This is a genomic window from Longimycelium tulufanense (assembly GCF_014645795.1).
GTDB lineage: Bacteria > Actinomycetota > Actinomycetes > Mycobacteriales > Pseudonocardiaceae > Longimycelium > Longimycelium tulufanense.
This window is the reverse complement of record NZ_BMMK01000002.1, coordinates 459250-484811: the sequence shown is the minus strand read 5'-3', so window position 1 is coordinate 484811 and position 25562 is coordinate 459250. Positions and strand designations below refer to the sequence as shown.

Annotated in this window: 27 protein-coding genes; 19 read left to right on the top strand and 8 right to left on the bottom strand. The window is 70.5% G+C overall.

The window, feature by feature from the left end; genetic code table 11:
- Positions 1 to 150 precede the first annotated feature (150 nt).
- Entirely contained in the window at positions 151 to 1098 is a 948-nt protein-coding gene (locus IEY55_RS04555) for an ABC transporter substrate-binding protein (RefSeq protein ID WP_229686005.1), read from the bottom strand.
- A 193-nt stretch (positions 1099 to 1291) separates the two neighbouring features.
- Here IEY55_RS04555 and rsmD point away from each other — a divergent pair, with 193 nt between their 5' ends.
- Both rsmD and coaD read left to right on the top strand, forming a co-directional pair.
- Positions 1292 to 1861, top strand: a complete 570-nt coding sequence (gene rsmD, locus IEY55_RS04550) for a 16S rRNA (guanine(966)-N(2))-methyltransferase RsmD (RefSeq protein WP_189054129.1) — start codon at positions 1292 to 1294, stop codon at positions 1859 to 1861.
- A gap of 109 nt (positions 1862 to 1970) precedes the next feature.
- Positions 1971 to 2453 (top strand): pantetheine-phosphate adenylyltransferase, encoded by a 483-nt coding sequence (gene coaD, locus IEY55_RS04545; RefSeq protein ID WP_189054127.1) that lies wholly within the window; start codon positions 1971 to 1973, stop codon positions 2451 to 2453.
- 132 nt (positions 2454 to 2585) lie between these two features.
- On the opposite strand, the gene IEY55_RS04540 is transcribed toward coaD, so the two are convergent.
- Positions 2586 to 3041, bottom strand: coding sequence for a GNAT family N-acetyltransferase (locus IEY55_RS04540; RefSeq protein WP_189054125.1), 456 nt, complete (start codon positions 3039 to 3041; stop codon positions 2586 to 2588).
- A gap of 88 nt (positions 3042 to 3129) precedes the next feature.
- Here IEY55_RS04540 and IEY55_RS04535 point away from each other — a divergent pair, with 88 nt between their 5' ends.
- From IEY55_RS04535 to mutM, 6 genes are all read left to right on the top strand, one after another.
- Positions 3130 to 3576 (top strand): guanyl-specific ribonuclease, encoded by a 447-nt coding sequence (locus tag IEY55_RS04535; protein WP_189054123.1) that lies wholly within the window; start codon positions 3130 to 3132, stop codon positions 3574 to 3576.
- 142 nt (positions 3577 to 3718) lie between these two features.
- Entirely contained in the window at positions 3719 to 4444 is a 726-nt protein-coding gene (locus tag IEY55_RS04530; RefSeq protein WP_189054121.1) for a DivIVA domain-containing protein, read from the top strand.
- Positions 4445 to 4562: 118 nt separating this feature from the next.
- Positions 4563 to 5147, top strand: a complete 585-nt coding sequence (locus IEY55_RS04525; RefSeq protein WP_229686003.1) for a YceD family protein — start codon at positions 4563 to 4565, stop codon at positions 5145 to 5147.
- Between the two features lie 2 nt (positions 5148 to 5149).
- Positions 5150 to 5332 carry a 50S ribosomal protein L32 gene (rpmF, locus tag IEY55_RS04520; protein WP_189054117.1) on the top strand — a complete coding sequence of 61 codons (183 nt, stop codon included), beginning with the start codon at positions 5150 to 5152 and terminating at the stop codon, positions 5330 to 5332.
- 16 nt (positions 5333 to 5348) lie between these two features.
- On the top strand, positions 5349 to 6098 hold the full coding sequence (gene rnc, locus IEY55_RS04515; RefSeq protein ID WP_189054115.1) for a ribonuclease III: 750 nt from the start codon (positions 5349 to 5351) through the stop codon (positions 6096 to 6098).
- A gap of 81 nt (positions 6099 to 6179) precedes the next feature.
- Positions 6180 to 7058: a bifunctional DNA-formamidopyrimidine glycosylase/DNA-(apurinic or apyrimidinic site) lyase gene (mutM, locus tag IEY55_RS04510; RefSeq protein WP_189054113.1), complete on the top strand. Its 879-nt coding sequence runs from the start codon at positions 6180 to 6182 to the stop codon at positions 7056 to 7058.
- Positions 7059 to 7219: 161 nt separating this feature from the next.
- On the opposite strand, the gene IEY55_RS04505 is transcribed toward mutM, so the two are convergent.
- Positions 7220 to 8077, bottom strand: coding sequence for an esterase/lipase family protein (locus tag IEY55_RS04505; protein WP_189054111.1), 858 nt, complete (start codon positions 8075 to 8077; stop codon positions 7220 to 7222).
- A 452-nt stretch (positions 8078 to 8529) separates the two neighbouring features.
- Here IEY55_RS04505 and IEY55_RS04500 point away from each other — a divergent pair, with 452 nt between their 5' ends.
- Together IEY55_RS04500 and IEY55_RS04495 are read left to right on the top strand one after the other, a co-directional pair.
- Positions 8530 to 8850, top strand: a complete 321-nt coding sequence (locus tag IEY55_RS04500; protein WP_189054109.1) for a PadR family transcriptional regulator — start codon at positions 8530 to 8532, stop codon at positions 8848 to 8850.
- On the top strand, positions 8847 to 9992 hold the full coding sequence (locus IEY55_RS04495; protein WP_189054107.1) for an HAAS signaling domain-containing protein: 1146 nt from the start codon (positions 8847 to 8849) through the stop codon (positions 9990 to 9992). The genes IEY55_RS04500 and IEY55_RS04495 overlap by 4 nt, the downstream gene beginning before the upstream one ends.
- Positions 9993 to 10097: 105 nt before the next feature.
- Here IEY55_RS04495 and IEY55_RS04490 read toward each other — a convergent pair whose 3' ends face one another.
- From IEY55_RS04490 to asnB, 3 genes are all read right to left on the bottom strand, one after another.
- A complete protein-coding gene (locus tag IEY55_RS04490; RefSeq protein WP_189054105.1) occupies positions 10098 to 10391 on the bottom strand; it encodes a LysR family transcriptional regulator in 294 nt (97 codons plus the stop codon).
- A 179-nt stretch (positions 10392 to 10570) separates the two neighbouring features.
- Entirely contained in the window at positions 10571 to 11002 is a 432-nt protein-coding gene (locus tag IEY55_RS04485) for a MarR family winged helix-turn-helix transcriptional regulator (RefSeq protein ID WP_229686002.1), read from the bottom strand.
- 34 nt (positions 11003 to 11036) lie between these two features.
- Positions 11037 to 12875, bottom strand: coding sequence for an asparagine synthase (glutamine-hydrolyzing) (asnB, locus tag IEY55_RS04480; protein ID WP_189054103.1), 1839 nt, complete (start codon positions 12873 to 12875; stop codon positions 11037 to 11039).
- Positions 12876 to 13128: 253 nt separating this feature from the next.
- On the opposite strand from asnB, the gene IEY55_RS04475 reads away from it, so the two are divergent.
- From IEY55_RS04475 to IEY55_RS04440, 8 genes are all read left to right on the top strand, one after another.
- A complete protein-coding gene (locus IEY55_RS04475) occupies positions 13129 to 13287 on the top strand; it encodes a hypothetical protein (protein WP_189054101.1) in 159 nt (52 codons plus the stop codon).
- Positions 13284 to 13382, top strand: a complete 99-nt coding sequence (gene kdpF, locus IEY55_RS04470; protein WP_189054099.1) for a K(+)-transporting ATPase subunit F — start codon at positions 13284 to 13286, stop codon at positions 13380 to 13382. Before IEY55_RS04475 ends, kdpF begins: the two co-directional genes overlap by 4 nt.
- Positions 13382 to 15040, top strand: a complete 1659-nt coding sequence (gene kdpA, locus IEY55_RS04465; RefSeq protein ID WP_189054097.1) for a potassium-transporting ATPase subunit KdpA — start codon at positions 13382 to 13384, stop codon at positions 15038 to 15040. Before kdpF ends, kdpA begins: the two co-directional genes overlap by 1 nt.
- 76 nt (positions 15041 to 15116) lie before the next feature.
- Positions 15117 to 17249 carry a potassium-transporting ATPase subunit KdpB gene (gene kdpB, locus IEY55_RS04460; RefSeq protein WP_189054095.1) on the top strand — a complete coding sequence of 711 codons (2133 nt, stop codon included), beginning with the start codon at positions 15117 to 15119 and terminating at the stop codon, positions 17247 to 17249.
- 5 nt (positions 17250 to 17254) lie between these two features.
- Positions 17255 to 17890, top strand: a complete 636-nt coding sequence (locus IEY55_RS04455; protein ID WP_189054093.1) for a potassium-transporting ATPase subunit C — start codon at positions 17255 to 17257, stop codon at positions 17888 to 17890.
- 172 nt (positions 17891 to 18062) lie between these two features.
- A complete protein-coding gene (locus tag IEY55_RS04450) occupies positions 18063 to 20645 on the top strand; it encodes a DUF4118 domain-containing protein (RefSeq protein ID WP_189054091.1) in 2583 nt (860 codons plus the stop codon).
- Positions 20642 to 21325, top strand: coding sequence for a response regulator (locus IEY55_RS04445; protein WP_189054089.1), 684 nt, complete (start codon positions 20642 to 20644; stop codon positions 21323 to 21325). Before IEY55_RS04450 ends, IEY55_RS04445 begins: the two co-directional genes overlap by 4 nt.
- Before the next feature lie 621 nt (positions 21326 to 21946).
- Positions 21947 to 22855 carry a serine hydrolase family protein gene (locus IEY55_RS04440; protein ID WP_189054088.1) on the top strand — a complete coding sequence of 303 codons (909 nt, stop codon included), beginning with the start codon at positions 21947 to 21949 and terminating at the stop codon, positions 22853 to 22855.
- Positions 22856 to 23019: 164 nt separating this feature from the next.
- On the opposite strand, the gene IEY55_RS04435 is transcribed toward IEY55_RS04440, so the two are convergent.
- Together IEY55_RS04435 and IEY55_RS04430 are read right to left on the bottom strand one after the other, a co-directional pair.
- Positions 23020 to 24045, bottom strand: a complete 1026-nt coding sequence (locus tag IEY55_RS04435; protein WP_189054086.1) for a YncE family protein — start codon at positions 24043 to 24045, stop codon at positions 23020 to 23022.
- Between the two features lie 31 nt (positions 24046 to 24076).
- Positions 24077 to 24562, bottom strand: a complete 486-nt coding sequence (locus IEY55_RS04430; protein ID WP_189054084.1) for a VOC family protein — start codon at positions 24560 to 24562, stop codon at positions 24077 to 24079.
- An 87-nt stretch (positions 24563 to 24649) separates the two neighbouring features.
- On the opposite strand from IEY55_RS04430, the gene IEY55_RS04425 reads away from it, so the two are divergent.
- A complete protein-coding gene (locus IEY55_RS04425; protein WP_189054082.1) occupies positions 24650 to 25558 on the top strand; it encodes a LysR family transcriptional regulator in 909 nt (302 codons plus the stop codon).
- The last annotated feature ends 4 nt before the right edge of the window (positions 25559 to 25562 follow it).

Below are 25562 nucleotides of genomic sequence, written 5' to 3'. Positions count from 1 at the left end.
CGCCACGCCGGAGCGGCTCGACCAGTGTCCTCTGTGGACTTTCGCGGTGCTGACGGTACCCGGGCCCGCCCCGGCCCGGGAAAGCCGCGAGCCTGAGCCGGACCGGCTCGGGCTCGCGGTCCGCTGGTTCGCGGTTGGGCAGCACTTCCGTTACTTCCTCAGGATCTCGTTGAGATCCTCGAGGATCTTGTTGGCCGCGGTCAGGCCGATGCCGGTGTAGAAGTAGTCGTCGTTGACGCGGTGGGCGTCACCCTCGCGCACGGCCTCGAGCATCTTCCACTGCTCGCCCTCGGTCACGGCCTTCTCGCCGGAGATGTCCGGGCTGCCGAAGGACGAGTAGACCAGGACGTCGCCGTCGAGCTCGCCGATGTTCTCCCGGGAGACGCTGTTGAAGGTCTTCTCACCCTGCTGGCTGTCCGGGCGGCCCAGGCCGATGTCGGTGAGCACCGTGCCCAGGAAGGAGTTCGGCGTGTAGGCGCGGATGGTCTGCGAGCCGGCCACGAAGCGCACGGCGCTGACCTTCGTGGCGGCCGGGTCGCCCAGCGACGTGCCCAGCTCCTCGGTCTTCGCCCGGTAGTCGGCGAGCAGCTTCTCCGCCTCCGCCTTCTTGCCCAGCGCCTCGGCGTCGAGCAGGAGGTTCTCCTTCCACGTCTTGCCCACCGTCTCGGCGAACACCGTCGGCGCGATGGCGCTGAGCTTGTCGTAGAGCTGCTCGTGGCGGACCTTCGAGGACAGGATGAGGTCGGGCCTGACCTCGGCGATCAGGTCCAGGTTGGGTTGCGGGATCGTGCCGACCTTCTTGGTGTTGGCCAGCCTGTCGCCCAGGTAGGAGGGGAAGCCGGCGGAAACCTCGGTGGTCACCGCGCCGACCGGGGTGACCCCCAGCGCGAGCACCGAGTCCAGCTCGCCGGTGTCGAGCACCACCACCCGCTTCGGCTCGGCGGGCACCTTCGTCTCACCCATCGCGTGCGTGACGGTCCGCGCGGCCTCGTCGGCGGGGGCGTCGGACCCGCCGCCCCCGCAGCCGGCCAGGGCGAGCCCACCCGCGGTGAGTAAGGCGAGCAGGGTGGTCAACGGACGGATGCGGCGTGCGCGCACGGGTTCCTCCTCGTGGTCGGGGTCTTGCGGCCACCTCTCCCCAGAGCAGCAGCAGGTTAGCCTTCCCTTACCCCGTCCGGGGGGGTCGTGGAGGTAACGAACCCTCATCATCGCGTCCCGTGCCGATCTCGTAACCTCTCGTCGCCCCGGCTCCGGGCCCCGGCGGGGGTGGGGTGGGTGCGACGATGGGCCGGTGACGCGGATCGTGGCCGGAACGGCGGGTGGGCGGCGGATCGCGGTGCCGGCCAAGGGCACCCGTCCGACCTCCGAGCGAGTGCGGGAGGCGTTGTTCAGCGCGCTCGACTCGTTCCTCGACCTGGGCGGTACCCGCGTCCTGGACCTCTACGCCGGCTCCGGTGCCCTCGGCCTGGAGGCGCTGTCCCGCGGCGCCGCCCACGCGTTGTTCGTGGAGAGCGAGCGCCGCGCCGCCAACCTCCTCCGCCGCAACGCCGCCGGCCTCGGCCTGGACGGTGCCGAGGTCCGCACCCAGCCCGTGGCCGCCGTGCTCGCCGAGACGCCGGACGAGCCCTACGACGTGGTGCTCGCCGACCCGCCCTACGCCCTCACCGAGGACGAGCTGGCCGCCACCCTGGACCGGCTCGTGCACCGCGGCTGGCTCGCCCCGGGCGCGGTCCTGGTCCTCGAGCGCGACGCCCGCAGTCCCGAGCCGGCCTGGCCCGAGTCCCTCGTCGCGCTCCGCAATCGGAGGTACGGCGACACGGTGTTGTACTGGGCCGAATATTCGGCTGAACCCACGGGCTGACCTGGCGTCCGACTACCGCACGATGATCTTCTCCACGACCGGGTGACAACGCTCACGGTCGCGGTTCGACCTGGTGGCGTAGCCCTGCGCGACTGCTACGGTCCGGCTCATGAGGCGTGCCGTCTATCCCGGCTCATACGACCCGGTCACCAACGGCCACCTGGACATCATCAACCGGGCCGCCGGGGTGTTCGACGAGGTTGTCGTCGCCGTCATGATCAACAAGAGCAAGCGCACCCTGTTCAGCGTCGAGGAGCGCATGGACATGCTGCGCGAGGTCACCGCGCACCTGCCCAACGTGCGGGTGGACTCCTGGCACGGCCTGCTCGTGGACTACTGCCGGGAGAACGGGATCCAGGCCATCGTCAAGGGCCTGCGCGCGGTCAGCGACTTCGAGTACGAGCTGCAGATGGCCCAGATGAACCAGCGCCTCTCCGGGGTGGAGACCCTGTTCATGTTCACCAACCCCGAGTACAGCTTCCTGGCCAGCTCCCTGGTCAAGGAGGTCGCCACCTGGGGTGGCGACGTCTCCGGCCTGGTGCCGCCGCTGGTGGAGAAGCGCCTCCAGCAGCGGCTGGCCGAGCAGGCGTGAGTACACCCGCCAGACCAGCCGCGAGCCGGCCGGCGGCGGGGACCTGACACACCACGTGCGCGACCCGCGGACGCGGGTCGCGCACGTGACGTATGTTCGCCAGCAGCGCCCTCCACGCCGACCGGCTCACCCTCAACCCCGCAGGTTCAGCTTGAACCCGACGTGGCTGGGCTCGAATCCCAGCCGTACGTAGAAGCGCCGCGCATCCTCCCGTTCCGCGTTGGACGTGAGCTGGACGAGCGCGCAGCCCCGCCGCCGCGCCTCCTCGACCGCCCACCGCAGCAGCCGCTCACCCAGGCCCCCGCCACGCCGGTCCCGGCGCACCCGTACCGCCTCCACCAGGGCCCGGGTCGCGCCCAACAGGCTCAGCCCGGGCAGGAAGGACAGCTGCAGCGTCCCGACCACCTCACCGGCCTCCTCGGCCACCACCAGCAGCTGGCCGGGTTCGGCGTCGATCAGGTCGAACGCCGCCAGATACGCCGGATCACCCGGCCGCTCACGGCCGGAGCCCAACACGTCGTCGGCGAGCATGTCCACGATGGCCGGCACGTCCGCCCGCCGCGCCCGCCGGAACTCCACATCCGCCATCCGCCCTGTCTCCAAGGTTTCCAAGACTGTCCCCGAATTTCATCCGATCGTCAGAGGACGATCATTCCGCCGGCCTAGCGTCCGGCCTATGACCCGGATCACGAAGGCCGTGCTCGCCTCGCTGTTCACGGTGCTGGGCCTGCTCGGCGGCAGCACCCCGGGCAGCGCCGCCCCGGAAGTTCTCGACCAGGGCCAGACCCACCACGCGGCCAGCGCGGCCGTCCGCGCCGCCCGGTGCGGTGACACCTCCGGATTCCGTGGGGTCGCGCTCTCCAGCCTGCCGCCCGAGGCCACCGACACGGTCCGGCTGATCCAGCGCGGCGGCCCCTTCCCGTACCCGCGGGACGGGACCGTCTTCGGCAACCGCGAGGGCCTGCTGCCCGGCTGCCCGGGCGGCTATTACCACGAGTACACGGTCAAGACCCCCGGAAGTGCGACCCGTGGCGCCCGCCGCATCGTCACCGGCCACCGCGGCGAGTACTTCTACACCCCCGATCACTACCGCAGCTTCGTCCTGGTCAACATCCGCGGCTGACCGGCCACCACCTCGGCGAGATCACGCTCCGTGATCACTCCGCCCGGATCCGGGACACGCGCGGGGCGGCAATACCTGGGGGGCGTGGACCCGGGGTGCCAGACTGGGGCCGCACCTACCGGCCCTGGGCGAGGAGACCGACGTGTACCGGGTGTTCGAGGCCCTCGACGAGCTCGTGACCATCGTCGAAGAGGCGCGTGGCGTGCCCATGACCTCCGGCTGCGTGGTGCCCCGCGGTGACGTGCTGGAACTGCTCGACGACGTGCGGGACAACATCCCGAGCGAGCTGGACGACGCCCAGGACGTCCTCGACCACCGCGACGAGATCGTCGGCAACGCCCAGAAGGAGGCGGAGAAGCTCGTCGTCCAGGCCCGCAGCGACGCCGAGCGCATCGTCGGCGAGGCCCGCGAGGAGGCCGAGCACCTGGTCGCCGAGGCCCGGGCACACGCGCAACGCCTGGTGGAGGACGCCCAGGCCGAGGCCGAGCGCGCCGTGGCCGCCGGCCGCGCGCACTACGAGGAACTGACCGGCCGGGCCCAGACCGAGGCCGACCGGATGGTGCAGGCCGGCCGCGAAGCCTACGAGCGCGCGGTCGAGGACGGCCGTGCCGAGCAGGCCCGGCTGGTCTCCCAGACCGAGGTGGTGCACGCCGCCCGCGGCGAGGCCGAGCGCGTCGTGGACGAGGCCAACGCCGAGGCCGGTCGGCTGCGTGCCGAGTGCGACGCCTACGTCGACAACAAGCTCGGCGACTTCGAGGACCTGCTCGGCCGGACCCTGCGCACCGTCGAGAAGGGGCGCAAGCAGCTCCGCAGCCCGGTGGGCGGGCCGGCCGGCAACGGTCTGGCCGGCTTCGACTACCAGGTCTAGGGCCGCACGCGGGCGGTAGCGGGCGATTTCGTTCCGCGCCGCCCCGTCCCGTACCCTGGGCGGGCTGGCCGTACCCGCTCGCCAGCAACCAACCCCTAGGATGATGTCCGAGTTCGCCATGCCTGAGCCCAGTGCCGTGCCCGCTCACCCGGAACCCACCAGCCCGTGGGTGATCGACACCCGGGACCTGGGCCGTCGCGCCGGCAACAGTCGCCGCTACACCCGCGGTGCTCCGGCTCCGGCCGGCGGGCTCGGGTTCGCCGGCGTGATCATGGTGCCCGAGGGTGCCGACGTGGCGCTGGACGTCCTGTTGGAGTCGGTCGTGGAGGGGGTCCTGGTCTCCGGGACCGCGTCCGCGCCCACGGTGGGGGAGTGCTCGCGCTGCCTGGACGAGCTGTCCGGGCGGGTCGAGGTGGAGCTGCGGGAGCTGTACGCCTACCCGGAGAGCACCACCGAGGCCAGCACCGACGAGGACGAGGTGCACCGGGTCGTCGACGACCTGGTCGACCTCGAGCCGATCGTCCGCGACGCCGTGGTGCTGGCGTTGCCCCAGGCGCCGCTGTGCTCGCCGGACTGCCCGGGGCTGTGCCCGGACTGCGGCGGCAAGCTGGCCGAACTCGAGCCGGGCCACCGGCATGAGAGGATTGACCCTCGCTGGGCCGCGTTGAGGGAGCGGTTCGGCGACACCGAGGAGGAGAGCTAGTCGTGGCCGTCCCGAAGCGGAAGATGTCGCGGTCCAACACCCGCCACCGCCGCTCCCAGTGGAAGACCAGCGCCCCGGTGCTGGTGCCGTGCAACAACCGCGCCTGTCGACAGCCGAAGCTGCAGCACGTGGCCTGCCCGCACTGCGGCACCTACGACGGCCGCCAGGTCGTCCGGCCGGCCTGAGCGCGGGGCGGGCACCGTGGGGGCCAGGGCGTCCCGGGGTAAGCCGGTGGACCGTGCCCCGCTGCTCGAAGCGCTCGGTGTCGGGCTCGACCCCGAGCTCCTCACGCTCGCGCTCACCCATCGCTCCTACGCCTACGAGAACGGCGGGATCCCGCCGAACGAGCGGCTGGAGTTTTTGGGTGACGCGGTGCTCGGCCTGGTGGTCACCGACCACCTCTACCGCACGCACACCGAGCTTGCCGAGGGCCAGCTCGCGAAGCTGCGCGCCAGCGTGGTGAACATGCACGCGCTGGCCGGCGTGGCGCGCGGGCTGGGTCCCGGTGGGCTCGGTGCGCACCTGCTGCTGGGCAAGGGTGAGGAGCTGACCGGCGGCCGGGACAAGGCGAGCATCCTCGCCGACGGCCTGGAAGCCGTGCTCGGTGCGGTGTACCTGCAGCACGGCATCGAGGTGGCGCGGGCGCTGGTGCACCGGCTGTTCGCCGTGTTGCTCCAGGAGGCGCCGCTGCGCGGTGCCGGGCTGGACTGGAAGACCAGCCTGCAGGAGCTGACCGCCTCGGCCAGCCTGGGCGTGCCGGAGTACAAGGTCGCCGAGGAGGGGCCGGACCACCGCAAGGAGTTCACCGCGACCGTGCTGGTGGCCGGCGAGCCCTACGGCACCGGTGAGGGCCGCACCAAGAAGGAGGCCGAGCAGAAGGCCGCCGAGGCGGCCTACCGCGAGCTGTCGGCCAAGCTGGGACCGAACGGGCAGGGCCCGGTGGGGGCCTGACGCGCGAGCCGCGAGCTGACGGGCCGGGGAGAGTGCTCTCCGGCCCGGCTTCGCGTGCTCTGGTAGGGGTGAGGAGGGACCGTGCCCGAGCTGCCCGAGGTCGAGGTGGTGCGGCGGGGCGTGCACCAGCACGTGGCCGGCCGCACGGTGGCCGAGGTCGAGGTCCTGCACCCGCGGTCGGTGCGGCGGCACCTGGCCGGCTCCGTGGACTTCGCGGCCCAACTCGTCGGCCGGACCTTCACCGGTGTGGGCCGGCGCGGCAAGTACCTGTGGCTCGACCTCGACGAGGTGGTTCCCGGCGGGGACGCCGTGCTTGCGCACCTGGGCATGAGCGGCCAGATACTGGTGCAGCCGCCGGGCACACCGGACGAGAAGCACCTGCGGGTGCGGTTCCGGTTCGCCGACGAAGGCCCGGAGCTACGTTTCGTCGACCAGCGGACCTTCGGCGGTCTCGCGCTGGCCGAGCTGACCGGGTCTTTCGGCGTGCTCGTGCCGGAACCGGTCGCACACATCGCGCTCGACCCCCTCGACAGCGGCTACGACCCGGACCGTGTCGTCGCTGCCCTGCGGCGCCGGCGGACCGGGATCAAGCGCGCGTTGCTCGACCAGACGCTGGTGTCCGGCATCGGCAACATCTACGCGGACGAGGCGTTGTGGCGGGCGCGGCTGCACTGGGCGCGCCCGACGGCGACACTGCCCCGGGCCGCCGCGGGTGACCTGCTCTCGGCAGCCACCGAGGTGATGACCGAGGCGCTGGGTGAGGGGGGCACGTCCTTCGACGCGTTGTACGTGAACGTCAACGGCGAGTCCGGCTACTTCGACCGCTCGCTCAACGTCTATGGCAAGGAGGGCCAGCCCTGCCAGCGGTGCGGTGCGCCGATCCGGCGCGACGCCTTCATGAACCGCTCGTCCTTCAGCTGCCCCGCCTGCCAGCCGCGGCCCCGTAACGCGCACTTCTGACTATTGCCATGATTCCGGCAGAAAGAACCGGACCATTTCCCAATACATATGTTCCCGATACATAATGACGCTGGTCCGCACCGCCGCGGGGCACGTCGAAACGAACGAGAACCCCCGGTGGCGCAACCGGGGGTTCTCGCCCGACCTGGGCTGCGGTCGGGCTAGTTGCGTTGCAGCGCCTTGTCGGTGATCTTCCAGACCCCGGTGTCGAACGCCATGCCGATGTGCTCACCGAAGGACTGCGGCGAGACGTCCTGCAGGGTGATGTTGTCGACGTTGGAGCCCTTGAGGAAGCTCGTCGTGTACGGGGTGACGAACTCGTCGTGGATGCTCGCGATCACGGTGTAGTGGATGTTCCCGGGTGCCTCGTTCCCGGCGTTCAGCTGGTCGATGAACCCGGTTCCGTTGGTCAGCTCGGAACAGACTTTGCAGATCGAGGGCAGAAGCTTGGTGTCGAGACCGGGTACCAGTTTCTCGGCGAGGGTGTAGAGACCGGAGATGGTGAGGCCATGGTTCGGCGGTCCCCACGAGACGAAGTTGTGCACCTTGTCCGCGCCACCGAGGTTCTTGATGTAGTACCGCGGCACGATTCCGCCCTCGGAGTGGCCGACGATGTCGACCTGCTTCGCGCCGGTGGCGCCGAGAACCTTGTCCACGAAGTTGCGCAACTGGGTGGCGGAGTACTCGATGGGCTGGAGCCCGCCGAGCAGGTTGACCAGCGGGACGTCCTTGATCGTGCCGTAGGTGCCGGTGAAGACGCAGTAGCCCTGCGCCTTCAGGTAGGGGGAGTAGGCGCTGAAGTGCCCGGCGGCGGGGGCGAGGAAGCCATGCATGAGGATCACCGGTCGCGGGTGTTCCTTGCTGGGCTTGCAGTTCCAGTCGTTTGCCCCGAGCGGGGCCGGGTTCTCCTGGATCGGTGGCACGGAGGGGGCCGAGTCGGCGGACGCGGCGGCGACGGGACCCGCCACGGCCAGCCCGATGGCCACCGCGACAGCCATCACAAGCTTTCGTAGCTTCATTTGACGGTCTCCATATGAGGAGGGCTCGGGTAGGGGGACTCGGCCGAGTGGCGATGAAGCTACTTCTGAGTAAGTTCATTTGTCGAGAATCTTGTATGTGATATAGGTCACTTCTGATAAGATACCTTATCAAAATCTTCGAACCGTGCTGGCAGTGCGGTGGATCACCTCGGGCGAGGGATGTGCCCGCTCGGGAGCGGATGTCTGGCCCCGGCGGGAAGATCATCTACGCGCGGTGGATCACCGTTGGTCGCTGTCTGTTTTCGCCTTGTCGGGGGAACCCCCAAGCGGGCGACCCGCCTGACTGTCGGCAGGGAAGGACCTGGTCCACTCTGGCCGCTCTCCTCGCTCGACCTCGTCTCCATCGATCCGGCCAGTCGTCGACGAGGGGGAGTGGTGGCGAAGTACTACGCATTGCGGAGTAGTCTCCGGAGCGCACTTCTGGAGGCGGGATGGACACCAGTCAACTGCTGAAGGGCGTCCTGGACCTCGCGGTCCTGGCCGCGCTCCGCCACGAGGACGGCTACGGCTACGACGTCCTCCGCCGGCTCCGGCACGCCGGCCTCACCGACGTCGGCGACGCCTCGGTCTACGGCACCCTGCGCCGCCTCTACCGCGCCGGCCTCCTCACCTCCTACGTCGTGCCGAGCGAGGAGGGCCCGCACCGGAAGTACTACTCGCTCAATGCGCCGGGCAGGCAGCGGCTGGCCGGGTCGGCGACGGTCTGGCGCGAGTTCGCCGCCACCATGAACGACCTGTTGGAGGACCTGTGAACAGGACGGTCAGCCCCGCCGTCGAGTCCTACCTCAACCGGATGCGCCAGGCGCTCTCGGACCTCCCGCCGGGCGAGGTCGCCGAGGTCCTGGAGGACGTCACCCCGCAGCTCGCGGAGGTCGCGGCCGAACAACCGCCGGGCAGCGGCATCGAGACGTTGGTCGCCCGGTTCGACGAGCCGGAGCGCTACGCCGCCGAGCTGCGTACCGCCGCCGGCTACCCGGAAGGCGTTTCCCCGCCGCGTGCCACGACATCCGGCGTCGCGAGGCTCGCGTTGTGGAGCCTGGTGGTCGTCTCCGCGCTCGTCTTCGTCGAGACGGTAGCGGTGTTCACCCGTGCGGCCCACGCGTTGCCCGTCCCGGTCTTCCTGACGTCCCTCCTGCTGCTTCTGTCGATCCCGTACCTGCGGCGCACCGGTCCCCGGGTCCCCGAGGTGGCCGCGTTGTTCGAGGTCCGTGCGGTCGCGTCCCACCTCCGGTGGATCGAGCGCCTACCGCGCCAGGTGACCGACTACGTGCGTTCGCTGCAGCCGGCCTGGTGGCTGCTGCGGGCCGGTCTGGTCGCCGTGGCGCTGGTCGTGCTCAGCGGGACCTCCAGCAAGTTCCTGTTGCTCCTGGTGCTCGGCGCCGCGGTGGTCGTGGCATCCTGCTGGCTGGGTGAGCGCAGCAGGAGCGACCGTCGGTGGCTGTGGTTGGTCGTGCCGGCCAACGTGGCGGCCGGCGCCCTGTGCCTTCCCCTGTTCGCCGGTGGCATGTCCGAGATCGGTGGTGGAAACACCATCATCGGGTCCGTTCCCCCGCTGGGCACCTGGCACGACGGTCGACCGGTGCGGAACATCTACCTCTTCGACAAGGAAGGCCGGCCCCTGACCGACGTCCACCTCTACGACGAGGATGGTCGATCACTGGACATGTCGGGCACGTTCTGCCCGGAGTACGAGTACGCGATGCCGGGAAGACGCGATGGCAATGCCTTTCCCCGCCCGGCAACAACCTGGCGCAACGGGCACTGCGAGCAGGTCGAGGGGGTGCCGTTCTCCGTCACCGTCCCGAAGCCGTCCAGCCCCGGCGCAGCGCCACCGGCACCGACGAACCCCAGCCCGGCCGAGCCGTCGCCGGCCCAGCCCACGCCTACCGGCTGAGTGCGGGACGCGGGTCGCGGCGCGCTCGGGAAGAACCGCGACCCGCGAGCCCATCCGTCCGGCAACCAGGCCGGCGCATCCTGTCCGCTCGGCCCGGCAATCCGCTCACCCCAGCAGCGATGGCTCGTCGGCGAAGGCGCGCCGCTTGCCGTCCGCGCTCGACCGCATCAGGTCGAACAACCGCAGGGCCGCCCGGGCCCAGGGCAGCAGGCGTTCCGCCTCCGGGGTCGGCCGGCTGCCCGCGGCCTCTCGCCGGAACAGCCGTACCCCCAGCGCCCGCTCCAGGGACCGGACGTGGTAGCTGATCGCGGGCTGGGAGTACCCCAGCGCCCGCGCGGCCAGATCCATCCGCCCCAGCTCGGCGATGCGGACGAACGTCCGGAGCTCCCGTTCGTGCACCTTCCAGGCCCCCTCTCCTCGGATCCCCGTTTCCGGGGCGGGAGACACACATTCCCCCGGCGAGAGGGTGACTCCTCCACCATCCGGGCGGGCGCGTTCCCTGGAACACAACCCCTTCCGGTCGACTTCGGCGGAGTGCCTTGTGGAAAGATCACATTGGTGCTAACGGCCCGGCGTGATCAGCCGACGGAGCCGGCGAGCCGCACCAGCAGCGGTGTCGCCGCCAGCACGGTCGCCCGCTCCTGCGGCGTCAGCTCGGCCATCCGCTGGTCGAGCAGCTCGGCCTCGCGACGCGCGACCGACAGGATCCGCTCGCGGCCCTGGTCGGTGAGGGTGATGAGCACCGCACGACCGTCGGCCGGGTCGGCCTGGCGCCGCACCAGCCCCAACGGCTCCAGCCCGGCCACCACGGTCGTCGCGGTCGGCTGCGAGCACGGCACCCCCGCGGCGAGCTCGCCGATGCGCATCGACCCGTGTTCGGCCAACAGGGACAACACGATGAGCTGGGTGAGTGGGAGGGCGGTGGTGGACACGCGCAGCGCGCGATTCAGTCGGTGCACCGCCAGCACGAGCTGGAGCGCGTCCTCCTCGGTCACCTGGCGTGCCACCACCGACCAACTCCCACCCTGTCCGTTCGGTTTCCGGTTAGGACAGTTTGAGCGTTGGGCGCCGAATGTCCAACCACGTGGCGAAGTCGAGGATCTTCTCCAGCGAGCCGCGCTGGAGCCCGTCGACCTCGGCCGGCGCCCGCCGGGTCACCTCCGCCACCTGGTCGCGCCGGAACAGCCCCAGCACCTGGTGGTCGGCGGAGACGAGGTCGGACACCTGGCGTTGCAGCTCGGCCACGTAGTGCACATCCTGCGTCGACGGGTAGGGGCTCTTGACCCGCTCGGCCACCGACTTCGGCAGCACGTCCCGGGCCGCGCCGCGCAGCAGGCTCTTCTCCCTGCCGTCGAAGGTCTTCATCGACCACGGGGTGTTGAAGACGTACTCGACGAGGCGGTGGTCGCAGAACGGGACCCGCACCTCCAGGCCCACCGCCATGCTCATCCGGTCCTTGCGGTCCAGCAGCATCCGCACGAACCGGGTCAGATGCAGGTAGCAGGACCGGCGCATCCGGCGCTCGTGCTCGTCCTCGCCGTCGCGCCCGGGAACCTCGGCCACCGCCTCGGCGTAGCGGTCCCGGGTGTAGGCCGCCATGTCCAGGGCGGACGTCAGGTCGGGGTCGAGCAGCCCGGCGTCCTTGTGCGGGGCGTTCAGCGCGGTGGCGATCCACGGGAACATGTCGGCTCGCTGCACCTCGGGCTCGTGGAACCACCGGTAGCCGCCGAAGATCTCGTCGGCCGACTCGCCGGACAACGCGACCGTGGAGTGCTCCCGGATCGCCTTGAACAGCAGGTAGAGCGAGCTGTCCATGTCACCGAGGCCGGCCGGGAAGTCCCGCGCGGCCACCGCCGCCCGCCGCACCTCGGGGTCGGCCAGGGCCTTGTGGTCGAGCACGATGTCGCGGTGCTCGGTGCCGACGTGCTCGGCGACGTCGTGCACGTACGGGGTGTCCGGCGTGGGCCGCAACTCGTCGGCCTTGAAGTTCTCGGCCTGCCCGACGAAGTCCACCGCGAAGCTGCGGACCCGCTCGCCCCGCTCGGCCAACTGCAGCCCGGACAACGCGGTGATCGCGCTGGAGTCCAGGCCGCCCGACAGGAGTACGCACCTCGGCACGTCCGCCACCAGCTGGCGGCGCACGATGTCGTCCAGCAGCTCCCGCACCCGCGCCACCGTGGTCTCGGTGTCGTCCGGGTGCTCGACAGCCTCGAGCTTCCAGTAGGTGTGCTCCCGCAGGCCCGAGCGGTCCACGGTCACCACGGTGCCGGGCAGCACCTCCCGCATCCCGGCCCAGACCGCGTGACCCGGGGTCTTGCAGAAGCTGATCAACTCGCGCAGGCCGTCCAGCTCCACGACCGGCTCGGCCAGCGGGTTGGCCAGGATGGCCTTGGGCTCGGAACCGAACAGCACCCCGTCGTCGGTGGGGTACACGTACAGCGGCTTGATGCCCATCCGGTCCCGGATGAGCACCAGCTTCTCGACGCGGCCGTCCCAGATCGCGAAGGCATACATGCCGTTGAGGCGCTCGGCCAGGCCCTCGCCCCACTCCAGGTAGCCGCGCAGCACCACCTCGGTGTCGCTGGCGGTGCGGAAGTCGTGACCCCGGCGGCGCAGCTCGTCGCGCAGCTCGGTGAAGTTGTACGCCTCGCCGCTGTAGGTCATGGCGACCGTGCCGTCGGGGGTCTCCACGGTCATCGGTTGCACGCCGCCCTCGATGTCGATGACGGCGAGCCGGCGGTGTCCCAGCCCCACGTGCGGGGCCAGCCAGACGCCCGAGGCGTCCGGGCCCCGGCACTCCTGGGTCGCGGTCATGGCCGCGACCTCGTCACGCCGGGACGTCAGGTCCCGCTGGAAGGACACCCAGCCGGTGATTCCACACACGGTGTGTCACGCCTCCTTCATGCTCAGTTATATCAATCAGTGATTGATCTACTTCATTGAGGCAGGCTAAGTAACTTCCGTGCAACCTTGCGGCGACGTGAGGTGGGAAACAACACGCTCGGTAGTCGCTTCGTCGCGGTTGTGCGGCAGGAAGGTGGCCGAAGGTGATGCCGTGCGGCCTGGGTCACCGGTGCCATCAAGATCGCGTTAACGCGGATCAGGGCCGCATCAAGGAGGTGTCAGGTACGTCCGATTGGGCCACCTGCGGAGGCATCCTGGTGTTGAACCGGCCGCCAGCGGGGCGGCCCGTCACCAAAGGGGTGCGCAGATGGCCGATCTGGCCTACGCGGTCCTGCTGATCAGTGTGTTCCTGCTCTTCGCGCTGAGCCTGCGCGGATTGGAGCGGCTGTGAGCACCAGCCTCGCCGCGAACGTCCTCGGCGGGGTCCTGGCGTTGCTCCTGATCCTCTACCTGTTTCTCGCGCTGATTCGTCCGGCGAAATTCTGATGTCCCCCTTCGTGGCCGGCCTGGGCCAGGTCGGCCTCCTCGTCATGGCCTTGGCCGCCTGCTACCGGCCGCTCGGCGACCACATGGCCCGTGTCTACGGCGCGGAGGGCCACTGGCGCCTGGAGCGCGGTATCTACCGGCTGGCACGGGTCAACCCGGACTCCGAGCAGCGGTGGACGACCTATGCCGCGGCGGTGCTCGGCTTCTCCTTCGTCTCGATCGTGCTGCTGTACCTGATGCAGCGCCTGCAGCCGTTATTACCGCTGGGCTTCGGTCGTGGCGCGGTGGAGCCCGGCATGGCGTTCAACACCGCGGTCAGCTTCGTGACCAACACGAACTGGCAGTCCTATGCGGGCGAGGAAGTTCTCGGGCACACCGTGCAGATGGCCGGGCTGACCGTGCAGAACTTCGTGTCCGCGGCCGTGGGCATGGCGGTCGCCGTGGCGCTGGTGCGCGGCTTCGTGCGTGCCCGTACGGACCGGCTGGGCAACTTCTGGGTCGACCTGACCCGTGGCACCGTGCGGATCCTGCTGCCGATCGCCGCGATCGCCGCGATCCTGCTCGTCGCTTTGGGCACGGTGATGAGCCTGGCCCGCGGAATCCAGGTCGTGGGCGTCGACGGGATCACCCGCACGATCGCCCTCGCCCCGACGGCGAGCCAGGAAGCCATCAAGGAGTTAGGGACCAACGGGGGCGGGATCTTCAACGCCAACTCCGCGCACCCGTTCGAGAACCCCAACGCCTGGTCGAACCTGTTCGAGAACTTCCTGCTGCTGCTCGTCCCGGTCGCCCTGACCCGCACGTTCGGGCAGATGGTGGGCGACCGCAAGCAGGGCTACGTCCTGCTGTCGGTGATGGGTCTGTTGTGGACGGTCATGCTCGCCGCGTCCTGGTGGGCCGAGACGCACCCCAACGGTGTCGCGTCGCTGGCCGCCGGGGCAGCCATGGAGGGCAAGGAAGTCCGGTTCGGCATCCCCGCGTCGGTGCTGTGGGAGGTCAGCACGACCGGCACGTCCACCGGCGCGGTCAACTCGATGCACGACAGCTTCACCGGTCTCGGCGGGGGTGTCGCCCTGCTCAACATGCTGCTCGGCGAGGTCGCGCCGGGCGGCGTGGGTGCCGGCCTGTACGGCATCCTTGTGTTGGCCGTGATCGCGGTCTTCCTCGCCGGCCTCATGGTCGGCCGCACGCCGGAGTACCTGGGGAAGAAGCTCGGGCGGCGGGAGGTCACCGCGGCGGCCATCGCGATGCTGGCCATGCCGACGGTCGTGTTACTGGGTACGGGCCTTGCGCTGCTGCTGCCTTCGACCCCGGACTTCATGACCAACACCGGTTCGCACGGCCTGGCCGAGGTGCTCTACGCCTACGGCTCGGCCGGCAACAACAACGGCAGCGCCTTCGCCGGTATGACGGTCACCAGCGACTTCTTCCAGGCAACCCTGGGCGTGGCCATGCTGCTCGGACGGTTCCTGCCGATCCTGGCGGTGCTGGCACTGGCGGGCTCGCTGGCGCAGCAGCGCCGGGTGCCCGCGACCGCCGGCACGCTGCCCACCGGCAGCCCGCTGTTCGTCGGGATGCTCACCGGCACCGTCGTTCTCGTTGCTGCGCTCACCTTCCTTCCGGCGCTGGCGCTCGGCCCCATCGCGGAGGCGCTGTGAGCCACGCCCTTCCTTTCGCCCGGCTCGTTGCGCCGACCGGGTGCGGGTGTCCCGCACCAGCTCGAGAGGCACTGGCATGACCGCCACCACTCCGCTCCACACCCCGGAGCACGACCCCTACACCCCGAAGGAAGCGCAGGAACTGCACGCCGAGCGCACCGGGCGCAAGCTCGCGGCGGGCGTGTTCCACCCGCGGCAGTTACTCGTCTCGCTGCCGGATGCCTTCCGCAAGCTGCATCCACGGCACCAGCTGCGCAACCCGGTCATGTTCGTGGTCTGGGTGGGCTCGGTGCTGGTCACCGCGTTTACCGTGCTGGAGCCCTCGGTCTTCAGCATCGCGGTCGCGGCATGGCTGTGGTTCACGGTGCTGTTCGCCAACCTGGCCGAGGCGGTCGCCGAAGGCCGGGGCAAGGCGCAGGCCGAGTCGCTGCGCGGGCTGAAGACCGACACCGTCGCCCGACGGCTTGCCACGAACGGCACTGCCGGCACCGAGGAGGAGGTGCCGGCCGTCGACCTGCGCGTCGGCGACCTCGTCGTGGTCGAGGCCGGCCAGGTCGTCCCGGGCGACGGCGACATCGTCGAGGGCATCGCGACCGTCGACGAGTCGGCCATCACCGGCGAGTCCGCCCCGGTGATCCGGGAGTCCGGCGGCGACCGCTCGGCCGTCACCGGCGGCACCACCGTGCTGTCCGACCGCATCGTGGCGCGGATCAGCACCAGGCCCGGCGAAACCTTCGTGGACCGGATGATCGCGCTGGTCGAGGGCGCCGAGCGGAAGAAGACGCCGAACGAGGTGGCGCTGACCATCCTGCTGTCCACCCTCACGATCATCTTCCTGCTGGTCGTCGTGGCACTGCAGCCGATGGCCGGCTACTCCGGCCGGCAAATCTCGGTGATCGTGCTGACCGCGCTGCTGGTCTGCCTCATCCCGACCACGATCGGCGCGTTGCTGTCCGCGATCGGCATCGCCGGCATGGACCGCCTGGTGCAGCGCAACGTGCTGGCCAAGTCGGGGCGCGCGGTCGAGGCCGCCGGGGACATCGACACCCTGCTGCTGGACAAGACCGGCACCATCACCTTCGGCAACCGCCAGGCCACCGAGCTGATCCCGTTGCCCGGCGTGGAACAGGAGGAGCTGGCCGCCGCGGCCCGGCTGTCCAGCCTCGCCGACCGCACGCCGGAGGGGCGCAGCATCGTCGACCTCTGCGTCGTCGACCACGGCCTGCCCGCCGAACCCGGTGACGACGAGCGCGACGGCGAGTTCATCGCGTTCTCCGCCCAGACCAGGATGAGCGGCATCGACCTGGGCGACCGGCAGGTGCGCAAGGGCGCGGCCAGCACGATCAGGGTGTGGGTCACCAGCCACGGCGGGAACTACCCCGACCGGGCCGACGACATCGTCGAGCGCGTCTCCGCCGAGGGCGGGACCCCGTTGGCGTGCGCGGAGATCGACGACGACGGGCGGGCCCGCGTGCTCGGCGTGATCCGACTGTCCGATGTGGTCAAGCCCGGCATGAGGGAGCGCTTCGACGAGTTGCGGGCCATGGGGATCCGCACCGTCATGGTCACCGGCGACAACCCGCTGACCGCGCGCGCCATCGCCGAGGAGGCCGGCGTGGACGATTTCCTCGCCGAGGCCAAGCCCGAGGACAAGATGGCGTTGATCCGTACCGAGCAGGAGGGCGGCCGGCTGGTCGCCATGACCGGCGACGGCACCAACGACGCGCCCGCACTGGCCCAGGCCGATGTCGGCGTGGCCATGAACACCGGCACCTCCGCAGCCAAGGAGGCCGGCAACATGGTCGACCTCGACTCCGACCCGACCAAGCTCATCGAGGTCGTGGAGATCGGCAAGCAGATGCTGATCACCCGTGGCGCGCTGACCACCTTCAGCATCGCCAACGACCTGGCGAAGTACTTCGCCATCCTGCCGGCGCTGTTCGTGGCGCTGTACCCGCAACTGGACAAGCTCAACATCATGCGGCTGGCCACCCCGGAGTCGGCGATCCTGTCCGCGGTGATCTTCAACGCGCTGGTCATCGTGGCGTTGATCCCACGGGCGTTGCGGGGCGTGCGGTACCGGCCGATGAGCGCCGCCGGGCTGCTCCGCCGCAACCTGCTCGTCTATGGGCTGGGCGGCATCGTCACGCCGTTCCTCGGCATCTGGCTTGTCGACCTGCTGGTCCGGCTCGTCCCGGGAATCGGGTGATCGCGATGAAGTACCTGAACAACCTGCTCCGGCAGGCCGGTGCCGGCCTGCGGATCCTGCTGGTGATGACCGTCCTGACCGGCGTGGTGTACCCGCTGGCCGTGTGGGGCGTGAGCCGGCTGCCGGGACTGGGCGGCAAGGCGGAGGGCTCGGTGGTCGTGGCCGGGGGCCGGGCCGCCGGCTCCGAGCTGATCGGCATCGACCCGGTCGACCCGCGGGCGGCCATCGACCCCACCCGGGACCGCTGGTTCCACACCCGGCCCACGGCCATCGCGACCGAGGGCCTGGGCCCGGACGACGTGCTGGTCTCCGGCGGCTCCAACCGGGGCGGCGCGGACAAGGGTCTGCTCACCGAAGTCGAGCGGCGCAAGGCCCACATCGCCACCCGCGAGGGGGTCGACCCGAAGCAGGTGCCGGCCGACGCGGTCACCGCCTCGGCCAGCGGCCTGGATCCGCACATCAGCCCGGAGTATGCCGCGCTGCAGGTGCGGCGGGTGGCCCGCGAGAACGGCCTGCCCGAGCAGCGGGTCCGCGATCTGGTGACCGAACACACACGGGGCCGGGCGCTCGGCGTGCTCGGTGCGCCCGGCGTCAACGTCACCACGCTCAACCTGGCCATCCGGGACGAGGCCGGCCGTTGACGGTGGGCCGGAGGCTCCCGCGGACGGGGCACCGATGAGCAACGGCGCCGGAGTTCGCGGGGGCCGACCGGGTGTCCGGCGCCGACCCGGCGAACCCCGGGGACGGCTGCTTCGCCTCCAGGGTCTCCAGGGCCCCGACACCGACCCCGCGGCCACCCCCTGCGCTGCGGGAATGGCGGACACTGGGAACGTGAGTACCGACGGCTCGACTCCGCGACGCCGCGGGGAGCTGCGCATCTACCTGGGTGCGGCGCCCGGCGTGGGCAAGACCTACGCCATGCTCGGCGAGGCGCACCGCCGCCAGGAGCGGGGCACCGACGTCGCCATCGGCTTCGTGGAGACCCACGGCCGGCAGAAGGTCGCGGCCCTGCTGTCCGGGCTGGAGCAGGTGCCGAGGCGCCGCATGACGCACCGCGGCGTCGACTTCACCGAGATGGACACCGACGCGGTCATCGCCCGCCGGCCCCAGGTCGTGCTGGTCGACGAGCTGGCGCACACCAACGTGCCGGGCTCGCGCAACGCCAAGCGCTGGCAGGACATCCACGAGCTGCTCGACGCCGGCATCGACGTGCTGTCCACGGTCAACGTGCAGCACCTGGAGAGCCTCAACGATGTCGTCGAGGGCATCACCGGCGTCCGGCAGCAGGAGACCGTGCCGGACGAGGTGGTGCGCCGCGCCGAGCAGGTCGAGCTGGTCGACATCACCCCGGAGGCGCTGCGCCGCCGCATGGCGCACGGCAACATCTACCCGGCGCACAAGGTCGACGCCGCGCTGTCCAACTACTTCCGGCCCGGCAACCTGACCGCGCTGCGCGAGCTGGCCCTGCTGTGGGTGGCCGACCAGGTCGACGTCGCCCTGCAGCGCTACCGCGCCGACCACCAGATCACCGACACCTGGGAGGCCCGGGAGCGGGTCGTCGTCGCCATCACCGGCGGTTCGGAGAGCGAGACCCTCATCCGGCGGGCCCGCCGGATCGCGGCCCGCGCCGGGGCGGAGCTGCTCGTGCTGCACGTCCTGCGCGGCGACGGCCTGGCCGGCGCCTCCCCGCAGGCGCTGGCCCGCTTCCGCCGGCTCGCCGAGGACGTCGGCGCCACCTACCACACCGTCGTCGGCGACGACGTGCCTCGGGCGCTGCTCGACTTCGCGCGCGGGGTGAACGCCACCCAACTCGTCGTCGGCACCTCCCGCCGCTCCCGGTTCGCGCGCCTGTTCGACCAGGGCATCGGCGCCACGGTCCTGCAGGAGTCCGGGCCGATCGACGTGCACATGGTCACCCACGCCGAGGCCGGCCGCGGCACCCGGCTGCGGCTGGCCGCGAGCGCGTTGACCCCGGCCCGCAAGCTGCTGGGCTGGCTGCTGGCCGTGCTGCTGCCCGCGGTCGTGACCGCCATCGGCGCGCTGCGCAGCGAGGAGCTCAACTTCTCCACCAACGTCGTCTTCTACTTCCTGACCACCGTGCTGGTGGCGCTGGTGGGCGGGCTGGGGCCGGCCCTGCTCGCCGGTGTGCTCAGCGGGCTGCTGCTGAACTTCTTCTTCACCGACCCCCGCTACACCCTGACCGTCGACGCCCAGGAGAACGTGATCACCCTGGTGTCGATGGTCCTGGTCGCGGTGATGGTGGCGATCGTGGTGGACCGGGCCGCGCGCCGGGCCGAGCAGGCCGCCGGGGCCCGTACCGAGGCGGCGCTGCTGGCCTCCTACGCCCGCACTGTGCTCACCAACCCGCACCCACTGGCCCGGCTGCTGGAGAAGGTGCGGGAGAACTTCAACCTGACCTCGGTGGCCCTGTTGGAGAAGCGCGACTCGCGCTGGCAGCGGGTGGCCTGCGCCGGCCCGGACGGCTGCGACAGCCCGGAAGAGGCCGACGTGGACGTCCCGGTCACCAGCGACGTGCACCTGGCGCTGCGCGGCCGCGCGCTGCCCGCCACCGACCGGCGGGTGCTGGAGGCCGCGGCCGGGCAGGCGTTGCTCGCCCTGCGGCAGCAGCGCATGGCCGCCGAGACCGCCGAGGCGCAGCGCAAGGCCGCCACCACCGAGCTGCGCACCGCGCTGCTGTCCGCCGTCGGCCACGACCTGCGCACCCCGCTGACCTCGATCAAGGCCGCCATCGGCAGTCTGCGCGACCCCGACCTGCGGCTGCCGGAGTCCGACACCGCCGAGCTGCTGGCCACCGTCGAGGAGTCCGCCGACCGGCTGCGCGGACTGGTCGACAACCTCTTGGACTCCTCCCGGCTGGCCACCGGCGCGGTCCGGCCGCAGCTGAAGGCCGTGGGCTACTACGAGGTGGTCGCCCGCGCGCTGGCCGGCCTGGACGGCCGCCGCTGGGTGAAGGTCGAGGTGGACGAGCACCTGCCGCTGGTGTGGGCCGACGTCGGTCTGCTGGAGCGGGTGGTGGCGAACGTGATCGACAACGCGCTGCGTTACGGCCGCCGCCCCGACCAGCTCGGGCCCGAGGTGGCGGTGCGGGCCAGCGTGTACGGCAGGCACGCCGAGCTGCGTGTGGTCGACCGGGGGCCCGGCCTGCCCAAGGGCGCGGCCGAGTCGGTGTTCGCCCCGTTCCAGCGGCTCGGCGACCGGGACTCCACCAGCGGGGTGGGGCTCGGGCTGAACGTGGCGAAGGGTTTCGTGGAGGCGATGGACGGCACGATCCGTACCGAGGACACCCCGGGTGGCGGGCTCACCGTCGTCATCTCCCTGCCGCTCGCGGCCGAGCGGGCACGGGAGCCGGAGCGCGAGGAGGTTGGCCGGCGATGACCAAGGTGCTGGTGGTGGACGACGAGCCGCAGATCGTTCGCGCGATGCGGATCAACCTCACCGCCCGCGGCTACCAGGTGCTGACCGCGCACGACGGCACGGCGGCGCTGAAGGCGGCGGCCGAGGGCAGGCCGGACGTGGTCGTGCTCGACCTGGGGCTGCCGGACGTGGACGGAACCGAGGTGATCGCCGGCCTGCGTGGCTGGACCTCGGTGCCGATCATCGTGCTCTCGGCGCGCACCGACTCCGTGGACAAGGTGGAGGCGCTCGACGCCGGTGCCGACGACTACGTGACCAAGCCGTTCGGCATGGACGAGCTGCTGGCGCGGCTGCGCGCGGCGGTGCGGCGGGCGGCGAGCGTGCCCGGCGACGGGGAGCCGGTGGTGAGGACCGACGACTTCACCGTGGACCTCGCGGCCAAGAAGGTGCTGCGCCAGGACGGCCAGGAGGTGCACCTGACGCCGACCGAGTGGGGGATCCTGGAGGTGCTGGTCCGCAACAGCGGGCGGCTCGTCGCGCAGCGGCAGCTCCTGCAGGAGGTGTGGGGCCCGGCGTACGCGACCGAGACCCACTACCTGCGGGTGTATCTGGCGCAGTTGCGGCGGAAGCTGGAGCCGCAGCCGTCCCGGCCGCGTCACCTGATCACCGAGCCGGGCATGGGGTACCGCTTCGAGCCCTGACGGGCTCGTTGGTGCGCTGTCCTGGAACCTGCTGGCAAGGCCGCAATGATCCGGCGCGGCTCAGCGTGACCTGGCTTACGGGCGGTCGCTGCACGCAGGTGACGCTCGCCATGTCCGGTGCGGACGGGCCCACCTCCCGGCGGCGTTCGCCAGCGGCGTCTTTCCGGTCGAGGCACTTTCTGCAGAAGCAACAAGAGGTTCGCCGGCGATCGGTCCAGGAGGTCCGGTCGCGGCCGAGGCCGTTACCCCCGGATTGCTGGCGTAATGACGCTCCGGAGCGGGTTCGGCACGCGGAGATCAATCTTGTGGACGTGATGGTTCGGGACATACTTTATGTCGCAATGACAAGCTTCTTGGTTTGGTGAGCGTGACCGGCGGGTCTCGTCCCGGGTGGTCCGGGACGAGGCAGACCGTTGTCACTCATGGCTGGGGGAATGGTGCTCCGTGACGATCAGGCTGTGCTTCACCTGCGTAGCTGGTTGACAATCGGTAGGTTTTATTGCCTCTGCTTATCAGCAAGACGTTGCTGATCCGCCCGGCTTAGTATCCACTAGTTGCACGAAAAGTTTCCGGCATCGATCAACCCCTGCAACCTTTCCCGGAAGGACAACGATGCGCTGGATGAGGTCCGTGGCCGTTCTCGTCGCCACAGCGGCCACAACGATCTCGCTGGTGGGCCCGGCTTCGGCGGAGCCGGCACCGGTTCGGATTCCCGACGGTGTGACCGCCGGTTACCTGGTCCTGGACCGGACGACCGGCCAGGCCAGGGCCAAGCTCAACGAGCAGTTCCAGTTTCGCTCGGCATCGCTGGTGAAACTGCTGATCGCCATCGACTACCTGGAGCGGCTGGGGCCCGACGCCCAGGTGCCGGAGGAGGATCTCGGCCGGCTGCAGCGGATGTTGCGCAGCAGCGACGACTACGCGGCCAGCGAGCTGTGGGTGCTCAACGGCTGGAACAAGATTATCGAGAGGTCGGTGCCCAGGATCGGCCTACGGGACACCGAGCCTCCGGTGGACCGCCGTTTCTGGGGCTACACCGCCATCAGCGCGCGTGACGTGGCCAGGACCTACCAGTTCATCCTGGACAAGGCACAGCCGCGGACCCGCGACGTCATCATGACCAACCTGCGACAGGCCACCAAGTGCGCCGCCGACGGGTTCGACCAGCACTTCGGTATTCCGCGCGTCCTCGGTGGCCGGTGGGCCATCAAGCAGGGCTGGTCCGGTTTCGGTGAGGCCCCGGAGGTACGGTGCGTTGACCAGAAGCGGGCCGTGTCGCGGAGCAGGGCGCTCAGCGGCGAAGCGCAGGACGCCGAGAAGGACGCGCCGAGTAGGCTCCAGGCCCCGTTCGTCGAGGAAGGGCTCGACACCAAGCGGCGTGCGATGCACACCTCGGGCACACACGGCAAGGGCGACCAGGACATCATTGTCATCCTGAGTCTGCAGCCGGAGGGCACGTCCTACGACGAGTCGGCGAACCGGTTGACCGCGCTCACCAAGGCGGTACACCTGGCGAGCCAGCCGGCCTGACGATTCGCCGATGGCCCCGTAGGGTCACGAGTCCTCTGTGGATCTTCGCCCGTGGCGGGTGCAGGCCCTCGGGTGTACGCCCGAGATCGGCACGGCGAGACGCCCGGAGCCCCCCGACGCCCGGGCGTCTCGCCATTTCCCCGGCCCACCTCCGCCGGGTCGGCTCAGGCCGCCAGATAGCCGATCCCGTGCGCGCCCTGGTTCGTCACGGGACCCGACCCGGTCTCGATCTCCAGGGTGCGCAGGTGGCGGCCACTCTCCAGGTCGATCACGTCGAGCGTGCCGGACCGCATGTTGGTCACGAAGGCGCGGCGGGCGTCCGGCGTGCTTCGGATCGTCAACGGGAACATGCCGACCTCGATCGTGCCGCGGATCGTCAGATCCTCCGGCGCGAGCAACGACAGCGTGCCGTTGACCGTGGCTCGCGTGTTGGGCGACCCGTTGCCGGCCGCGAACCGCACCCCGCCGACGAGAACCCGGCCGTCCGTCGCGACATGCACCGGGCTGGCCGGATCGTCGAGTGGACGTTGTTCGGCGACCTCGTCGGTCTCGGTGTCGATGACGACGAGCGTGGCGGGTGCCTGGCCCTCCCATAGCCGGTTGATCATCACGCCCGCCGCGTAGACCCGGCTCCCGTCGGGCGCAACGGCGAGTTCCTCGGTGCCGTCCGGCATCGGCACCTTCGTCACCAGCTTTCCCGTGCGCAGGTCGATCACCGACACGAACGGCGCCTCTTTGTTGGCGACATAGGCCTTTCGGCCGTCGGGCGTCACCACGCACCAGTGCGAACCCGCGGCACCGGTCGGGATGAAGTCGACCAACCGGTGGGTGTCCAGGTCGATGACGGCAAGCGCGCCAACGGGATGCTCGACCGTTGCGTAGAGCGCGCTCGCGTCGGGCGCGACGGCGAGGCCGTGCGGGGCGCGCACCGGCGAGATGTCGATGACGTCGACGACGGTGCGTTGGAATGGATCGACCACGCTGATCTCGTGGCCATGCTCAGAAAACGCCTGGTATGCGCCGGAGCGGTAGGTGTGGCTGACGTGGAGCAGTGAGCGCGTCGTGTCCACCGCGATCTCGTGCGGCTCGGCGAGCATGGGCAGGTCGCCTAGCGGCTCGAGGCTCTCGCCATCGAAGAAGCGCAGTTTGCGTCCGGTGGAGCTAGCCACCGCCAGCACGGACTGCTTCATGATTTGCCCCCGATTACAATGCAGCGTCAGGTCATTGCGCGAAGTCATCGCGCTGGATGAACTCGAGGACCTCACCGTCGAGGCCACGGACGAAGGCGATCCGGATGGTGCCGTCGCCGAAGTCACCCCGACCGAACTGGCGGAGGTCGCCGGGCGGCTGCATCGGTCGTGCGCCGTGCTCGACCGCGCGGGCGTATGCGGCGTCGACGTCGTCGGTGCGCAGGGCGATGTGCAGCACGGCGTTGTGCTCGGCCCGCTCCTCGTCGGTCGGGATCGGCAGTTCTGTGGCCGGACGCGCGGGTCCGCCCGGTACCGCCGTGGCGGCGTCGAACAGCTCGAGATAGCTGCCGTCCCCGGCGTCCAGGAACGCGCTGCGACTCACCACGCCCGGTGAGTCCCACTCGTAGGCGAGGTGGAACCCCAGGCCCTCGACGTAGAAGCGGACGGTCGCGTCGAAGTCGTGGGCACGAATCGCGAAGTGGTCGAAGCCGCGGTTGAGCGAGTGGGCATTGGCCATGTCCTGATTACCTCCTGGATTCGACCGTAGGGACGACCCAGGTATGAGTCAAAGACATGGTTCTCATTGATTCGATAGAATCACGTTATGGCGACGCTGCGCCAGCTCGAGTACCTGATCGCGGTCGTCGAGCACGGCTCCTTCACCGAGGCCGCGGCAGCCCTGCACGTCAGCCAGCCGGCGCTGTCCCACCAGGTCAAGGCCCTGGAACGCGCCACGGGCACGCCCCTGCTCGAGCGACTGCCCCGCGGGGTGGTGCTGACCCCGGCCGGGCGGGCCTACCTGGGCCACGCGCGGGCGGCGGTGGCCGCGGCCGCGCTGGCGCGCAGGTCGGCGCGGGCGGTCGCCGGGGCGGAGGACGGGGAGCTGTACCTGGCGTCGGTGTTGTCGGTGGCGTTGGGGGTCGTGCCCTCGGTGCTCCGCGCGTGGTACCAGCGGTATCCGGGCGTGGACGTCGTGCTCCAGGAGTTCGGCCAGCTGGCCCCGTTCCATGAGGCCATCGCGTCCGGGGCGGCTGATGTGGCGATCGGGCCGCTGGCGCCGGGCTGGCAGGGGCCCGTCCATGAGCTCGGCCGCGAGCACTTCGTGGTCATCACGGGGGCTGATGACTCACTGGTTGGGCGCGAGACGGTCGGGCTGGCCGAGCTCGCTGACCGGCGCTGGGTGCACTACGCCTCCTCGCACGGCTTCGCGCCGCTCGTGGAGGATGCCTGCGCGGCGGCCGGTTTCACCCCGCACGCGGCGATCCGGACAACCCAGACCGGGGCCGTGCCGCGGCTGGTCAGTACGGGGCTGGGTGTCGGGCTGGTGCCCGCGAACATCGTCGACCCCGAGTTTCCCGGCGGGGTGCTCCGCCCCGACCCGCCGATCCGGAGGATGCTGGCGGCCTACAGCAGGCCGGGCCCCGACCCGCTCATGACCGAGTTCCTGCAAGTGGCCCGGGAGTCCGCCGAAGTGACACCGGAGCATTTGAAACCCCTGCTCCCGGACTCGTGACGCG

Bases quoted from the DNA above. Each gene is read 5' to 3' on its own strand.
- coaD (WP_189054127.1), top strand. From the start codon at position 1,971: ATGAGGCGTGCCGTCTATCCCGGCTCATACGACCCGGTCACCAACGGC.
- IEY55_RS04540 (WP_189054125.1), bottom strand. From the start codon at position 3,041: ATGGCGGATGTGGAGTTCCGGCGGGCGCGGCGGGCGGACGTGCCGGCC.
- IEY55_RS04535 (WP_189054123.1), top strand. From the start codon at position 3,130: ATGACCCGGATCACGAAGGCCGTGCTCGCCTCGCTGTTCACGGTGCTG.
- IEY55_RS04525 (WP_229686003.1), top strand. From the start codon at position 4,563: ATGCCTGAGCCCAGTGCCGTGCCCGCTCACCCGGAACCCACCAGCCCG.
- IEY55_RS04505 (WP_189054111.1), bottom strand. From the start codon at position 8,077: ATGAAGCTACGAAAGCTTGTGATGGCTGTCGCGGTGGCCATCGGGCTG.
- IEY55_RS04500 (WP_189054109.1), top strand. From the start codon at position 8,530: ATGGACACCAGTCAACTGCTGAAGGGCGTCCTGGACCTCGCGGTCCTG.
- kdpA (WP_189054097.1), top strand. From the start codon at position 13,382: ATGTCCCCCTTCGTGGCCGGCCTGGGCCAGGTCGGCCTCCTCGTCATG.
- kdpB (WP_189054095.1), top strand. From the start codon at position 15,117: ATGACCGCCACCACTCCGCTCCACACCCCGGAGCACGACCCCTACACC.
- IEY55_RS04455 (WP_189054093.1), top strand. From the start codon at position 17,255: ATGAAGTACCTGAACAACCTGCTCCGGCAGGCCGGTGCCGGCCTGCGG.
- IEY55_RS04450 (WP_189054091.1), top strand. From the start codon at position 18,063: ATGGCGGACACTGGGAACGTGAGTACCGACGGCTCGACTCCGCGACGC.
- IEY55_RS04445 (WP_189054089.1), top strand. From the start codon at position 20,642: ATGACCAAGGTGCTGGTGGTGGACGACGAGCCGCAGATCGTTCGCGCG.
- IEY55_RS04440 (WP_189054088.1), top strand. From the start codon at position 21,947: ATGAGGTCCGTGGCCGTTCTCGTCGCCACAGCGGCCACAACGATCTCG.
- IEY55_RS04435 (WP_189054086.1), bottom strand. From the start codon at position 24,045: ATGAAGCAGTCCGTGCTGGCGGTGGCTAGCTCCACCGGACGCAAACTG.
- IEY55_RS04430 (WP_189054084.1), bottom strand. From the start codon at position 24,562: ATGGCCAATGCCCACTCGCTCAACCGCGGCTTCGACCACTTCGCGATT.
- IEY55_RS04425 (WP_189054082.1), top strand. From the start codon at position 24,650: ATGGCGACGCTGCGCCAGCTCGAGTACCTGATCGCGGTCGTCGAGCAC.